Raw genomic sequence first — 13,952 nt, forward strand, 5'->3', positions numbered from 1 at the left:
TTCGTCTAGTGGCCTAGGACACCGCCCTTTCACGGCGGTAACAGGGGTTCGAGTCCCCTAGGGGACGCCAGATTTAGAGATGAAGAGTTATTGGGTAAGGCGCAAGCCAAGCTCCGCCGCAGGGCGTAAAATTCGGGGCTATAGCTCAGCTGGGAGAGCGCTTGCATGGCATGCAAGAGGTCAACGGTTCGATCCCGTTTAGCTCCACCAATTTGCCGGGTTCGCTCAATTGCGAATCTGACTGAAGGTTTGCGTCCCCTTCGTCTAGTGGCCTAGGACACCGCCCTTTCACGGCGGTAACAGGGGTTCGAGTCCCCTAGGGGACGCCACAATTTTCCGCTTATGCGGGCCCAAGGGTCATTCGAATGTTGAATGGCCCTTTTGTTTTTCTGGCCTCCTGATTTTCCTCCCGACGCCGTCTGCGGCTCTGGGCCGCGCTTGCTACACTGCCTGCGATCAACGCCATTACCGCAGGAGCACGCATGGTCTGGGACCAGTCAACGCCCTTCATCATCGATCTGAACGTCGCCGCAGAAGATATCGACGGTCTGGGTCATGCCAATAACGCTGTGTACGTCACCTGGCTGGAGCGCTGCGCCTGGCGGCACTCTCAGTATTTGGGCCTGGATCTGACCGAATACCGTCGGCTCGATCGTGCCATGGCGGTGGTCCGCCATGAAATCGACTACCTGGCCAGTGCCTACGAGCATGACCAGTTGCAATTGGCGACCTGGATCGTGGATTGGGACAAACGGCTGAAAATGACCCGGCGCTTTCAGTTGCGTCGCCCGGTCGATGGCGTGACCTTGCTGCGGGCGCAAACCACCTTTGTCTGTATCGAGTTGTCCAGCGGGCGGCCCAAACGCATGCCGCAGAGTTTCATTGATGGTTACGGCGCAGCGATCCGCCAGGACGGCATTTCCAATCCCGGCGTTGACCAGTAAACTGCCGGACTTTTTTCGAGTGTGACCCATGCAAATTGCCCTGGCGCCCATGGAAGGGCTGGTCGACGACATCCTGCGCCATGTGCTGACCCAAATGGGTGGCATCGACTGGTGCGTGACCGAATTCATCCGGGTCACCGAACGGCTGATGCCCGCCGCCTACTTTCACAAGCTTGCCCCTGAACTGCACAACGGTGCCCGTACTGCATCCGGGGTGCCGATGCATGTGCAACTGCTGGGTTCTGACCCGGTGTGCCTGGCGGAAAACGCCGCGTTTGCCTGCGAGTTGGGCGCGCCAGTACTCGACTTGAACTTCGGCTGCCCGGCCAAGACCGTCAATCGTTCGCGGGGCGGTGCCATTTTGTTGCGTGAGCCTGAGCTACTGCACAGCATTGTCAGCCATGTGCGCCGTGCGGTGCCTGCCGATATCCCGGTCACCGCCAAGATGCGGCTGGGCTATGCCGACACCGATCAGGCTCTGGATTGCGCCAGGGCGCTGGTTGACGGCGGTGCGGCGCGCATTGTGGTGCATGCCAGAACCAAGGTCGATGGCTATAAGCCGCCGGCGCACTGGGAATGGATCGCCCGCATTCAGGAGGTGGTCAAGGTGCCGGTGGTGGCCAACGGCGAAATCTGGACCGTCGAGGATTGGCAACGCTGCCGTGAAGTCTGCGGTGCACAGGACTTCATGCTCGGTCGCGGTCTGGTGGCGCGACCGGATCTGGCGCAGCAGATCGTCGCGGCGGCGGCCGGTCAGCCCGTGCAGCCGATGAGCTGGGACGCGCTACAGCCCATGCTGCGCGAGTTCTGGGCGGCGTGTCTGGTCAAGCTGACACCCTTGCAGGCCCCTGGCCGCCTCAAGCAGTGGCTGGTGCTGTTGACCAAGAGCTACCCTGAAGCCACTGCGATGTTCGGCCTGCTGCGCCGCGAAACCGATTGTGCGCGTATCAGTGATCTGCTCGGTTATCAGCCTCAGTCCTGAGCGCTGTCAGGGTCAGCCCTCGGTGAGCGGCTGCAAATGGCCCTGCAGGCGTAGCAGGGCCTCGAAGGCCGGGTCTTCAAGCGGCTCGCTGAACAGATAACCCTGATACACGTGGCAGCCGGCCTCTTGCAGAAAGCTCAGTTGGTCAGGGTGCTCCACGCCTTCGGCGATGACATGCAGGGCCAGGCTTTGGGCCATGGCGATGATTGCGCGGACTATTTCGGCGTCATTGGGGTCGGTGGTGGCGTCGTGGACAAATGACTGGTCGATCTTCAGTGTGTCGATCGGCAGGCGCTTGAGGTAGGTCAGCGATGAATAGCCGGTGCCGAAGTCGTCCATGGCAAAACTGATGCCCAGTTTTTTCAGGCGCTGCATTTTGTTAATTGTGTCGTCGATATTCTGAATCACCATGCCTTCGGTGATTTCCAGCTTGAGCATGCTGCCGGTCAGTTGCCAGGTCAGCAGGTGATGTTCGATACGCTCGACGAAGTCGCTCTGGTGAAACTGTCGCGGGCTGATATTAACGCCCATTTTGAAGCCATGGCGGTCGATCAGGCCGCGCCGCAACAACTGCGAGCAGGCTTTGCAGGCCTGTTCCAGCACCCGCCCGCCGACTTCCAGAATCATCCCGGTTTCTTCCAGCACCGGCACAAATTGCGCAGGGTTGAGCAGGCCGCGCTCAGGATGGTGCCAGCGCACCAGTGCCTCGGCGCCGATGATTCGCTGGCTGCGGGCATCGACCTGGGCCTGATAGCACAGGTAGAACTCGTTGCGCACCAGCGCCAGGCGCAAATCATTTTCCAGTTGCAGGCGTTCTACCGCCGCTTGCTGCATGCGCGGATGGAACAGCTGCGAGGTGTTGCGGCCTGAGTCCTTGGCGCGATACAGGGCAATGTCGGCGCGCTTGAACAGGTCGGCTGAATGGGTGCCATGATCGGGAATCAGCGCAATCCCGATGCTGGGGGTGACTTGCAGGCGATGGCCATCGAGAAACATCGGTTCGGCGAGCAACTGGCGCAGCGCATCGGCCTGTTCGCGGATTTGCCGCGTCACCTGTTCGCGGCTGCCTGCCAGGCCGCTGATCAACACCACAAACTCATCGCCGCCCAGCCGCGCCACCGTGTCTTCCTGGCGCACGCTGGCTTCCAGGCGCGCCGTGATGATTTTCAGTACGCTGTCGCCGACCGGGTGGCCCAGCGAGTCATTGATGTGCTTGAAGTGGTCCAGATCTAGAAACATCAATGCGCCGCGCAACTGGTGGTGGCGCAACAGCGAAACCTGCTGGTTGAGACGGTCGGTGAGCAGCGCGCGGTTGGGCAGGTTGGTCAGCGGATCGTGGTAGGCCAGGTGCTGAATCTGCGCCTGGGCATTCTTGAGCTGGGCGATGTCTCGGGCGGTAACCAGCAGGCAATCGACCCCGTCGAGGATCATCGGCTCGACACACATATCGAGGATCAGCTGTTCACCCAACTTGTTGCGCCAGAGCATTTCCCGATGATGGATACGACCATGGTCCTCCAGGTAGGCGATCATCTGTTGGCGTTGCTCGGCATTGCCCCAGACGTTGATTTGCGCGGCCGTACGTCCCAGCACTTCGTCGGGGCGATAGCCGGTCAGCTGGCAGAAGCCCTCGTTGACCTCCAGATAGCGGCCGCTCTGGCGCTCTGTGATGGTGATCGAGTCGGGGCTGGAGTAGAACGCCCTGGCAAAAGTGTCCCGGGTGTTCTGCAAATCGCTTGCCGGGGCCAGCTCGCTGATGTCGCGCAAGATGCCCAGCAGCCGCAGCGGGTTACCCTCGGCATCGCGGTGCAGACGTATCCGCGTTTCCAGCCGGCGCGGGCTGCCGCTGGCCGATTCGACACTGTAGGTGCTGAGCAACTGCGGGGTCTGAGCTTCGATCAGCGTACGGCAATCGTGCAGCAGGCGTTGTCGTTCGACTTCTGGCAGTGGTGCAAAGAACGTTTCGCAGGGCTGTGATCGCGTTTCGGCCGACCCGCCATGCAATTGTGCGGCGCGTTGGTCGGCTTGCAACTGGCCGCTGGGGATATGCCAGTCCCATAGACCAAGCTGCGCCGCCTCAAGGGCCAGCTGCAGTTGTTCGCGGGTCTGCCTGAGCGTCTCTTGCAGGGCTTCCCGGCTTGGGGGCTGCTCGGACAACTGCAACGCCATACTGTCCATTGGGTCGGGCATGAGATCACGAGCCTGTATGAATAAAGCTGGTAATTCGATCGTTCAGCGTCCGGTAGCCCTTCAATGAGGGCTGGCTTGTGCGTCGAGCAGGGCCATGAACGCTCTGGCGGCATTGGATAGCGTGCGCTCGGTGTGCAGGATGTAGCCTAGCTGGCGATTGAGCTGTATGCCCGGCAACGGGATGCGCGCCACTTGTTCGTCGAGCATGGTGCGCGGCAGTACGCTCCAGGCCAGGCCAATGGAGACCATCATCTTGATGGTTTCCAGATAATTGGTGCTCATGGCGATGTCCGGCTTCAGGCCGCGGGCCTCGCACAGGCCGCTGACAATATGGTGGGTAAAGGTGTTTCCGCCGGGAAACACCGCCGGATAGCGCACAATGTCTTCCAGGCTTACCGGCCCGCTGTTGGCCAGCGGATGTTCCGGGGCGGCGACGAAGTCCAGCGGGTCCTCCCAGACTGCGACCGCCCGCACCAGGGTGTGGGGCGTGGGTGCCAGGGTGATCACCGCCAGTTCCGCGCGGCCATGGAGGATTTCTTCGTAGGCGATTTCCGAGTCGAGAAACTGGATGTCCAGCGCCACCTGCGGATACAGCCGGGTAAAGGTGCGCAATACCGGCGGCAGACGGTGCAGGCCGATATGGTGGCTGGTCGCCAGAGTCAGCCGGCCGCTGATCTCGCCGGTCAGGTTGGTCAGTGCCCGGCGGGTATCGTCCAGTACATTGAGAATCTGATAGGCGCGGGGCAGCAGGGCGCGGCCGGCCTCGGTCAGGCTGACTTCCCGGCCGAGGCGGTCAAACAGACGGACGTCAAGTTGCTGTTCCAGTCCTGCGATGCGTTTGCTGATGGCCGGCTGGGTCAGGTGCAGGCGTTCACCGGCACCGGAAAAGCTGCTGGTTTCGGCCACAGCAATAAAAGCGTTGAGATTGGCGAGATCCATGACGACGGATTCCAGTTGGTTATCCAAAGCATAAAAATTATGAATTGGAGTTATTTAAGCACATTCCATAGCATTGTCCGCACAAGCCAAGGGGTCATCGAGCACGATCACCCAAGGGGCTTCTAAAACGCAGGTAGTTTTTAGAGGTGCCCTCAAGGCATAGAAAGACGTTGATGAGGATACCGTCCGATGGCTGGCAAAACGCTTTACGACAAGTTGTGGGATTCCCATGTGGTCAAAGAACGCGACGACGGCTCGTCGCTGATCTATATCGACCGCCATATCATCCATGAAGTGACCTCGCCGCAGGCGTTCGAAGGTCTGCGCCTGGCTGGCCGCAAGCCATGGCGGGTAGACTCGATCGTCGCCACCCCGGACCACAACGTACCGACCACCGCCGAGCGCAAGGGCGGTATCGAGGCGATTGCCGACCAGGTCTCGCGTCTGCAGGTCCAGACTCTGGACGATAACTGTGACGAATACGGCATCACCGAATTCAAGATGAACGACCTGCGCCAGGGCATCGTCCATGTGGTCGGCCCGGAGCAGGGGGCCACCTTGCCCGGTATGAGCGTGGTCTGCGGCGACTCGCATACCTCGACCCACGGCGCTTTTGGTGCGCTGGCCCACGGTATCGGCACTTCGGAAGTCGAGCACGTGATGGCCACCCAATGCCTGGTCGCCAAGAAAATGAAAAACATGCTGGTGCGGGTCGAAGGCACGTTGCCGTTCGGCGTGACCGCCAAAGACATCGTCCTGGCTGTGATCGGCAAGATCGGTACCGCTGGCGGCAACGGCCATGCCATTGAGTTCGCCGGTAGCGCGATCCGTGACCTGTCGATCGAAGGCCGCATGACCATCTGCAACATGTCCATCGAAGCCGGTGCCCGTGTCGGTATGGTTGCCACTGACGAGAAAACCCTGGCGTACGTCAAGGGACGTCCATTCTCGCCCAAGGGCCAGGACTGGGACCGTGCGGTTGAAGTGTGGAAAGACCTGGTGTCTGACGCCGATGCCGTGTTCGACACCGTGGTCGAGCTGGACGCAGCGCAGATCAAGCCGCAAGTCAGCTGGGGCACTTCTCCGGAGATGGTCCTGGCCGTTGATGACAATGTGCCGGACCCGGCGCAGGAGCCGGACCTGGTCAAGCGTGGCTCTATCGAGCGGGCGCTGAAATACATGGGTTTGAAAGCCAACCAGCCGATCACCGATATCAAGCTCGACCGTGTGTTTATCGGCTCGTGCACCAACTCGCGGATCGAAGACCTGCGCGCTGCTGCAGAAATCGCCAAGGGCCGCAAGGTTGCCGCCACGGTCAAGCAGGCCATGGTGGTGCCAGGTTCTGGCCTGATCAAAGAGCAGGCCGAGAAAGAAGGCCTGGACAAGATCTTCATCGAAGCCGGTTTTGAATGGCGTGAGCCAGGCTGCTCGATGTGCCTGGCCATGAACCCTGACCGCCTGGGCTCTGGCGAACACTGTGCGTCGACCTCGAACCGCAACTTCGAAGGTCGCCAGGGCGCCGGTGGGCGTACCCACCTGGTCAGCCCGGCGATGGCCGCGGCGGCGGCGGTGACCGGTCGTTTCATTGATGTTCGCGAATTGATCCAGCACTAAGGAGTCCAGCATGAAAGCCTTTACCCAGCTCAACGGCCTTGTGGCACCTCTGGATCGTGCCAACGTCGACACCGACCAGATCATCCCCAAGCAGTTTCTCAAGTCGATCAAGCGCACCGGCTTCGGTCCGAACCTGTTCGACGAATGGCGTTATCTGGACGTGGGCCAGCCTTATCAGGACAACTCCAAGCGTCCGGTCAATCCGGAGTTCGTGCTTAACCACGCGCGCTATCAGGGTGCCAGCGTACTGCTGGCCCGGGAAAACTTCGGCTGCGGCTCCAGCCGTGAACACGCACCGTGGGCGCTGGAAGAATACGGCTTTCGCGCCATCATCGCGCCGAGCTATGCCGACATCTTTTTCAACAACAGCTTCAAGAACGGCATGCTGCCGATCATCCTGACCGAGCAGGAAGTCGACGAGTTGTTCAAGCAGGTTGAGGCCGAGCCAGGTTATCAGTTGAGCATCGATCTGCAGACCCAGACCGTGACTCGTCCTGATGGCAAAACCTACAGCTTTGAAGTCGATGCGTTTCGCAAGCATTGCCTGCTCAACGGCCTGGACGACATCGGTCTGACCCTGGTCGACGCCGATGCCATCCATGCGTTTGAAGCCAGGCATCGTGCCAGCCAGCCGTGGTTGTTCCGCGACTGACAAAACCTGCAACTAATGTTCTGCCCCGTGGTAGGAGCGGCTTTAGCCGCGAAGAGCCATTCGCGGCTAAATCTATTCGCTGCTAAAGCGAATCGCCGCCCGGCCGCTCCTACCGCATTTCACCCAAGGATCCAGGCCATGACCCAATCCGTGCATACCCAGGTTGTCCAGCGTCAATTCGGCGAGCAGGCGTCTGCCTATCTGAGCAGTGCCGTGCATGCCCAAGGCAGCGAGTTTGCGCTACTGCAGGCCGAGGTGGCCGGGCGCAGTGACGCGCGGCTGCTGGATCTGGGTTGCGGTGCGGGCCACGTTAGCTTTAATGTCGCCGCCTCGGTGGGGGAAGTCGTGGCCTATGACCTCTCCCGGCAAATGCTGGATGTGGTCGCGGCGACCGCGCAGGATCGCGGTTTTAGCAATATCCGCACGCAACAAGGCGCCGCCGAGCAGTTGCCATTCGCCGATGGCGAGTTTGATTTTGTGTTCAGCCGTTACTCGGCGCATCACTGGAGCGACCTGGGTCTGGCCCTGCGTGAAGTGCGGCGGGTGCTCAAGCCGGGCGGGGTGGCGGCGTTTGTCGATGTGATGTCGCCGGGCAGCCCGTTACTGGACACCTATTTGCAGAGCGTCGAAGTGCTGCGTGACACCAGCCACGTGCGTGATTATGCGGCGGCCGAGTGGCTGCGCCAGGTCAGCGAGGCCGGGTTGTTCACCCGCAGTCACAGCCGCCAGCGGCTGCGCCTGGAGTTCACTTCCTGGGTTGAGCGCATGCGCACCCCGCAGGCCATGCGGGTAGCCATCCGCGAGCTGCAACAGGCGATGGGCGCCGAAGTTCGCGAGTATTTCGAGATTGAGCAAGATGGCTCGTTCAGCACCGATGTTCTGGTGCTGTGGGCCGAGCGATAAGTTTTTGCCCGCCCGCAGCGTTTACTTAAGGCACGTTGCGCGGCGCACACTACCGAGGATGTTATGAGCAAGCAGATTCTGATTCTCCCAGGCGACGGTATCGGTCCGGAAATCATGGCCGAAGCGGTCAAGGTGCTGGAGCTGGCCAACGATAAATACAGCCTGGGCTTTGAGCTGAACTTCGACGTGATCGGTGGCGCGGCCATCGATAAGCACGGCGTGCCGCTGGCTGACGAAACCCTGGAGCGCGCCCGTGCGGCCGATGCAGTCCTGCTCGGCGCTGTCGGCGGCCCGAAGTGGGACACCATTGAGCGTGACATTCGTCCTGAGCGCGGCCTGCTGAAAATCCGTTCGCAACTGGGCCTGTTCGGCAACCTGCGTCCGGCCATCCTGTATCCGCAACTGGCCGAAGCGTCCAGCCTCAAGCCTGAAATCGTGGCCGGCCTGGACATTCTGATCGTCCGTGAGCTGACCGGCGGCATCTACTTCGGCGCACCACGTGGCACCCGCGAGCTGGAAAACGGCGAGCGTCAGTCCTACGACACCCTGCCATACAGCGAAAGCGAAATCCGCCGTATCGCCAAGGTCGGCTTCGACATGGCCCGTGTGCGTGGCAAGAAGCTGTGCTCGGTCGACAAGGCCAACGTTCTGGCGTCCAGCCAGCTGTGGCGTGAAGTGGTCGAGCAGGTTGCCAAAGACTACCCGGACGTTGAGCTGAGCCACATGTATGTCGACAACGCCGCCATGCAACTGGTGCGTGCGCCCAAGCAGTTCGACGTGATCGTCACTGACAACATGTTCGGCGACATCCTGTCCGACGAAGCCTCGATGCTCACCGGCTCGATCGGCATGCTGCCCTCGGCGTCGCTGGATTCGAACAACAAGGGCATGTACGAGCCTTGCCACGGTTCGGCTCCGGACATCGCCGGTCAGGGCATTGCCAACCCGTTGGCAACCATCCTTTCGGTATCGATGATGCTGCGCTACAGCTTCAATCTGACCGATGCCGCCGATGCCATCGAGAAGGCCGTCAGCGTAGTCCTGGATCAGGACCTGCGCACCGGTGATATCTGGTCGCAAGGCAAGCAGAAGGTCGGCACTCGTGAAATGGGTGATGCGGTAGTCGCGGCGCTGCGAAATCTGTAATCTCTCTGGCCCGCCGTTGTTTGCCTGGGGTAATGCGGCGGTCCCACTTTTAGTTAAGGTGTTGCGATGAAACGTGTAGGTCTGATCGGTTGGCGTGGCATGGTCGGTTCCGTGCTCATGCAGCGGATGCGTGAAGAACAGGACTTCGACCTCATTGAACCGGTGTTCTTCACCACCTCCAATGTGGGTGGTGAGGCCCCGTCGGTAGGCAAGGACGTGGCTCCTCTGAAAGATGCGTACAGCATCGAAGAGCTGAAAACCCTCGACGTCATCCTGACCTGCCAGGGCGGCGACTACACCAACGAGGTGTTCCCCAAGCTGCGTGAAGCCGGCTGGCAAGGCTACTGGATCGACGCGGCTTCGAGCCTGCGCATGCAGGACGACTCGGTGATCGTGCTCGACCCGGTCAACCGCAAGGTCATTGACCAGCAGCTCGATGCCGGTACCAAGAACTACATCGGCGGCAACTGCACCGTCAGCCTGATGCTGATGGGGCTGGGCGGTCTGTTCGAAGCCGGTCTGGTCGACTGGATGACGGCCATGACTTACCAGGCGGCTTCCGGTGCCGGCGCGCAGAACATGCGTGAGCTGATTCGCCAGATGGGCGGCATCAATGCGGCGGTCGCCGATGACCTGGCCAACCCGGCCAGCGCCATCCTCGACATCGACCGCAAAGTGGCCGAGGCCATGCGCAGCGATGCGTTCCCGACCGAAAACTTCGGCGCACCGCTGGCCGGCAGCCTGATCCCGTGGATCGACAAAGAGCTGCCAAACGGCCAGAGCCGCGAAGAGTGGAAGGCCCAGGCCGAGACCAACAAGATCCTGGGCCGCTTCAAGAACCCGATCCCGGTCGACGGTATCTGCGTGCGCATCGGCGCCATGCGCTGCCACAGCCAGGCGTTGACCATCAAGCTGAACAAGGACGTGCCGATCGCCGACATCGAAGCCTTGATCAGCCAGCACAACCCTTGGGTCAAGCTGGTGCCGAACCACCGCGAAGCCAGCATCAAGGAACTGAGCCCGACTGCCGTGACCGGCACCATGAGCGTACCGGTTGGCCGGTTGCGCAAACTGAACATGGGTTCGCAATACCTGGGCGCTTTCACCGTAGGCGACCAACTGCTGTGGGGCGCGGCCGAACCGCTGCGTCGCATGCTGCGCATCCTGCTGGAGCGTTGATACCCGGCTACGGCCCCGTATCACCCAAACCCGCGCCCTGAAAAGGCCGCGGGTTTTTTTATGGGCGCAGATTCTTGCCGCTGCCGCTGCCGCTGCCGCTGCCGCTGCCGCTGCCGCCGTTGCCGTTGATCTTCGTACAGAGATGGCACAAACGACGCGTATCGCGACTTGGGCGCTGGCCGAGGGTAGGCGTGGATTCGGGGGAGAAACTGGCAGGGAAGCCAGTTTCAGGTGCGCTGGGCAGGGATGCCCATCGCGCCGGCCCCCGAATCAATGCCGGACGGAGGGAAGTTCGCCCGCAGGGCGGACCCAAGCCAGGAGCAAGCGGTTTTCCCCTATTTTGCCAAGCACAAAATAGGGTCGCCCGTCGGGGCGAAACCCGCAGTCCAGGCAACCGCGGCAATGATCCTTGCACAAAACGAAAGACCAATTCGCGGCCATTTCAAATCATTGCGGCGCATCATTAAATCCCTATATATGGGATATTAATTTATATATTGAGATTTAAACCGCTCCGGGTTTATAGTCCGCCTCGCAGTCACTTAGAAAAACAACAGGTGAAGCGATGCAGGCGCAACTCATAGCGCTCGACTGGGGGACCACCTCCCTTCGGGCCTACCGACTCGGCCACCAAGGCCGGGTACTCGAACAACGCTCCCTGAGCGCAGGCATCATGCAACTGCCTGACACGCCCCGGCAGATCGCCGGGCACCCATGCAACAACGGATTCGAACTGGCCTTCGATCAGGCCTGCGGCGACTGGCTGGATGCCGAGCCGCACCTGCCGGTGATTGCCTGCGGTATGGTCGGCAGCGCCCAGGGCTGGCGCGAAGCCGCCTATCAGCCAACCCCGGCCAGCCTTGACGCCCTGAGCGCCACACTCACCACGGTGCGCAGCGTGCGGGGCGTCGACATCCACATCATTGCCGGGGTGATCCAGCACTCGGCACTGCCTAACGTCATGCGCGGCGAAGAGAGCCAGGTGCTGGGCATCCTCGCCGGGCAGGGCAATGCTCAGCCACTGCTGATCGGCCTGCCCGGCAGTCACAGCAAATGGGTCCGGGTCAGCGAAGGGCGAATTGTCCACTTCGATACGTTCATGACCGGCGAGGTCTACGCCGCGCTGTGCGCCCACACCTTGCTGGGCCGCACCATGCAGCCGGGCGGCGAGTTCAACGTGCAGGCCTTCGAGCAAGGCGTTGCGGTGGCGTTATCCAGTGCAGGCCAGGCCGGTCTGCTGTCGACCATCTTCAGCAGCCGCACCCTCGGCCTGACCGGGCAACTGGCACCTGGCGCCCAGCCTGACTACCTGTCCGGGCTGCTGATCGGCCACGAACTGGCGGGTCTTTGTGCCTCGTTGCACCAGCAGCAGGCGCCGTTACCGGCCGTGGTGCTGGTGGGCAGCGACAGCCTGTGCCAACGCTACCGGCAGGCTCTGGCGCTGGCCGGTTTTTCCTCCGTGACGCTGGCCGAGCAGGCCACCGAGCGCGGTCTCTGGCAGGTGGCGCGGCAAGCAGGCCTGTTGAGCTGCGCCGATTCTGTTTTGCTCAAGGAGCTCTGACATGTTTTTGCAAGCACTCAACAGCAACGGCCTGGTCGCGATCCTGCGCGGCCTGCGTCCCCAGGAAGCGCCAGCCATCGGTGAAGTGCTGTACGAGGCGGGCTTTCGGGTCATCGAGGTGCCGCTCAATTCGCCATCGCCGTTCGACAGCATCAGCCTGCTGCGGCGCAGCCTGCCCGCCGACTGCCTGGTCGGTGCCGGCACAGTGTTGCAGCCCGCGCAGGTGCAGCAGGTCAAGGACGCCGGAGGCCAGTTGATCGTGATGCCGCACAGCGATGCCGCTGTGCTGCGGGCCGCTAAAGCGGCCGGGCTGTTCCTGTCGCCCGGTGTCGCCACGCCGACCGAAGCATTCGCCGCGTTGGCCGAGGGCGCTGACGTTCTGAAGCTGTTCCCTGCCGAGCAAATGGCGCCGGCGGTGGTCAAGGCCTGGCTGGCGGTGCTGCCGGCGGGCACCGTGTTGCTGCCGGTGGGCGGCATTACGGCGGACAACATGCAGCCCTGGCTGGACGCCGGTGCGCGGGGCTTCGGGCTGGGCTCCGGGCTGTTCAAACCGGGCATGAGCGCCGCTGAGGTCGCCAGCCACGCCCAGGCGTATGTCGCGGCCTGGGCACGCAGCAGCGCCGCTTAATTTTCTGGCGGGCGCGGTAGGCGCCCGCATCGATAACAAGAGAGATCACAACGATGAAAATCACCAAACTGACCACCTTTATCGTTCCGCCACGCTGGTGCTTCCTCAAGGTTGAAACCGACCAGGGTGTGACCGGCTGGGGCGAGCCAGTGGTCGAAGGCCGCGCCCACACCGTCGCTGCGGCAGTGGACGAGCTGTCCGATTACCTGATTGGTAAAGACCCGCGCAATATCGAAGACATCTGGACCGTGCTCTACCGTGGCGGCTTCTATCGCGGCGGCTCGATTCATATGAGTGCGCTGGCCGGTATCGACCAGGCACTGTGGGATATCAAGGGCAAGGCGCTGGGCGTCTCGGTCAGCGACCTGCTCGGTGGCCAGGTGCGTGACAAGATCCGGGTCTATTCGTGGATCGGCGGTGACCGCCCGGCCGATACCGCCCGCGCGGCCAAGGAGGCGGTGGAGCGTGGTTTTACCGCGGTGAAGATGAACGGCACCGAAGAGTTGCAGTTTCTCGACACGTTCGACAAGGTGGACCGCGCGTTGGCCAGCGTGGCCGCGGTGCGCGACGCGGTGGGGCCGAACGTCGGTATCGGCGTGGATTTCCATGGCCGGGTGCACAAGCCCATGGCCAAGGTACTGATGAAGGAGCTGGACCCGTTCAAGCTGATGTTCATCGAAGAGCCGGTGCTCAGCGAGCACTATGAGGCGCTCAAAGAATTGGCGCCGCTGACCAGTACACCGATCGCCCTGGGCGAGCGGCTGTTCTCGCGCTGGGACTTCAAGCGGGTGCTCAGCGAAGGTTACGTCGACATCATCCAGCCCGACGCCTCGCATGCCGGCGGCATCACCGAAACCCGCAAGATCGCCAATATGGCCGAAGCCTACGACGTGGCGCTGGCCCTGCATTGTCCGTTGGGGCCGATTGCCCTGGCCGCGTGCCTGCAGCTGGATGCGGCTTGCTACAACGCCTTCATCCAGGAGCAGAGCCTGGGCATCCATTACAACGAAAGCAACGACCTGCTCGACTACGTCAAACACCCGGAAGTCTTCGACTACGAAGCCGGCATGGTGAAAATCCCCAACGGTCCGGGCCTGGGCATCGAGATCAACGAATCGTACGTGCGCGAGCGCGCGGCCGTCGGCCATCGCTGGCGCAACCCGATCTGGCGGCATGCTGATGGCAGTTTTGCCGAGTGGTAAGAGGGCACCTCT

At 61.8% G+C, this 13,952-nt stretch carries 12 protein-coding genes and 3 tRNA genes; 13 read left to right on the forward strand and 2 right to left on the reverse strand.

Annotated features, from left to right (window positions below; all coding sequences use genetic code 11):
- From NRB16_RS06395 to NRB16_RS06415, 5 genes are all read left to right on the forward strand, one after another.
- Positions 1-70, forward strand: a tRNA-Glu gene (locus NRB16_RS06395).
- 64 nt (positions 71-134) lie between these two features.
- A tRNA-Ala gene (locus NRB16_RS06400) sits at positions 135-210 on the forward strand.
- A 43-nt stretch (positions 211-253) separates the two neighbouring features.
- Positions 254-329: transfer RNA gene (locus NRB16_RS06405), tRNA-Glu, on the forward strand.
- 153 nt (positions 330-482) lie between these two features.
- Positions 483-944, forward strand: coding sequence for a thioesterase family protein (locus NRB16_RS06410; protein ID WP_045490077.1), 462 nt, complete (start codon positions 483-485; stop codon positions 942-944).
- A gap of 28 nt (positions 945-972) precedes the next feature.
- Positions 973-1,926, forward strand: a complete 954-nt coding sequence (locus NRB16_RS06415; RefSeq protein WP_045490080.1) for a tRNA-dihydrouridine synthase — start codon at positions 973-975, stop codon at positions 1,924-1,926.
- A 12-nt stretch (positions 1,927-1,938) separates the two neighbouring features.
- On the opposite strand, the gene NRB16_RS06420 is transcribed toward NRB16_RS06415, so the two are convergent.
- A complete protein-coding gene (locus NRB16_RS06420; protein ID WP_373568435.1) occupies positions 1,939-4,116 on the reverse strand; it encodes a putative bifunctional diguanylate cyclase/phosphodiesterase in 2,178 nt (725 codons plus the stop codon).
- 60 nt (positions 4,117-4,176) lie between these two features.
- Positions 4,177-5,055 carry a LysR family transcriptional regulator gene (locus tag NRB16_RS06425; protein ID WP_045490084.1) on the reverse strand — a complete coding sequence of 293 codons (879 nt, stop codon included), beginning with the start codon at positions 5,053-5,055 and terminating at the stop codon, positions 4,177-4,179.
- Between the two features lie 189 nt (positions 5,056-5,244).
- Between NRB16_RS06425 and leuC the strand changes: the two genes are divergently transcribed.
- The 8 genes from leuC to dgoD all read left to right on the forward strand — a co-directional run bounded on the left by leuC (position 5,245) and on the right by dgoD (position 13,940).
- Positions 5,245-6,669, forward strand: coding sequence for a 3-isopropylmalate dehydratase large subunit (gene leuC / locus NRB16_RS06430; RefSeq protein ID WP_253110487.1), 1,425 nt, complete (start codon positions 5,245-5,247; stop codon positions 6,667-6,669).
- A gap of 10 nt (positions 6,670-6,679) precedes the next feature.
- The gene (gene leuD / locus NRB16_RS06435; RefSeq protein ID WP_045490090.1) at positions 6,680-7,321 is read left to right on the forward strand and encodes a 3-isopropylmalate dehydratase small subunit; all 642 of its coding nucleotides are present in this window, start codon (positions 6,680-6,682) and stop codon (positions 7,319-7,321) included.
- Between the two features lie 138 nt (positions 7,322-7,459).
- Positions 7,460-8,224, forward strand: a complete 765-nt coding sequence (locus NRB16_RS06440; protein ID WP_045490092.1) for a class I SAM-dependent methyltransferase — start codon at positions 7,460-7,462, stop codon at positions 8,222-8,224.
- Positions 8,225-8,287: 63 nt separating this feature from the next.
- Positions 8,288-9,370: a 3-isopropylmalate dehydrogenase gene (leuB, locus tag NRB16_RS06445; protein ID WP_253140415.1), complete on the forward strand. Its 1,083-nt coding sequence runs from the start codon at positions 8,288-8,290 to the stop codon at positions 9,368-9,370.
- Positions 9,371-9,436: 66 nt separating this feature from the next.
- The gene (asd, locus tag NRB16_RS06450; protein ID WP_045490095.1) at positions 9,437-10,549 is read left to right on the forward strand and encodes an aspartate-semialdehyde dehydrogenase; all 1,113 of its coding nucleotides are present in this window, start codon (positions 9,437-9,439) and stop codon (positions 10,547-10,549) included.
- A gap of 565 nt (positions 10,550-11,114) precedes the next feature.
- Positions 11,115-12,110 carry a 2-dehydro-3-deoxygalactonokinase gene (locus NRB16_RS06455; protein ID WP_253110489.1) on the forward strand — a complete coding sequence of 332 codons (996 nt, stop codon included), beginning with the start codon at positions 11,115-11,117 and terminating at the stop codon, positions 12,108-12,110.
- Position 12,111: 1 nt separating this feature from the next.
- A complete protein-coding gene (locus NRB16_RS06460; RefSeq protein WP_257105743.1) occupies positions 12,112-12,738 on the forward strand; it encodes a 2-dehydro-3-deoxy-6-phosphogalactonate aldolase in 627 nt (208 codons plus the stop codon).
- A 53-nt stretch (positions 12,739-12,791) separates the two neighbouring features.
- Complete coding sequence (gene dgoD, locus NRB16_RS06465; protein ID WP_257105744.1) at positions 12,792-13,940, forward strand: galactonate dehydratase; 1,149 nt, start codon at positions 12,792-12,794, stop codon at positions 13,938-13,940.
- Positions 13,941-13,952 lie beyond the last annotated feature (12 nt).

This window comes from Pseudomonas sp. LJDD11, from assembly GCF_024584215.1.
Lineage (GTDB): Bacteria > Pseudomonadota > Gammaproteobacteria > Pseudomonadales > Pseudomonadaceae > Aquipseudomonas.

What these genes read in the sequence shown, in the direction of transcription:
- NRB16_RS06410 (WP_045490077.1), top strand. Translation starts at nt 483, where the DNA reads ATGGTCTGGGACCAGTCAACGCCCTTCATCATCGATCTGAACGTCGCC.
- NRB16_RS06415 (WP_045490080.1), top strand. Translation starts at nt 973, where the DNA reads ATGCAAATTGCCCTGGCGCCCATGGAAGGGCTGGTCGACGACATCCTG.
- NRB16_RS06420 (WP_373568435.1), bottom strand. Translation starts at nt 4,116, where the DNA reads ATGCCCGACCCAATGGACAGTATGGCGTTGCAGTTGTCCGAGCAGCCC.
- NRB16_RS06425 (WP_045490084.1), bottom strand. Translation starts at nt 5,055, where the DNA reads ATGGATCTCGCCAATCTCAACGCTTTTATTGCTGTGGCCGAAACCAGC.
- leuC (WP_253110487.1), top strand. Translation starts at nt 5,245, where the DNA reads ATGGCTGGCAAAACGCTTTACGACAAGTTGTGGGATTCCCATGTGGTC.
- leuD (WP_045490090.1), top strand. Translation starts at nt 6,680, where the DNA reads ATGAAAGCCTTTACCCAGCTCAACGGCCTTGTGGCACCTCTGGATCGT.
- NRB16_RS06440 (WP_045490092.1), top strand. Translation starts at nt 7,460, where the DNA reads ATGACCCAATCCGTGCATACCCAGGTTGTCCAGCGTCAATTCGGCGAG.
- leuB (WP_253140415.1), top strand. Translation starts at nt 8,288, where the DNA reads ATGAGCAAGCAGATTCTGATTCTCCCAGGCGACGGTATCGGTCCGGAA.
- asd (WP_045490095.1), top strand. Translation starts at nt 9,437, where the DNA reads ATGAAACGTGTAGGTCTGATCGGTTGGCGTGGCATGGTCGGTTCCGTG.
- NRB16_RS06455 (WP_253110489.1), top strand. Translation starts at nt 11,115, where the DNA reads ATGCAGGCGCAACTCATAGCGCTCGACTGGGGGACCACCTCCCTTCGG.
- NRB16_RS06460 (WP_257105743.1), top strand. Translation starts at nt 12,112, where the DNA reads ATGTTTTTGCAAGCACTCAACAGCAACGGCCTGGTCGCGATCCTGCGC.
- dgoD (WP_257105744.1), top strand. Translation starts at nt 12,792, where the DNA reads ATGAAAATCACCAAACTGACCACCTTTATCGTTCCGCCACGCTGGTGC.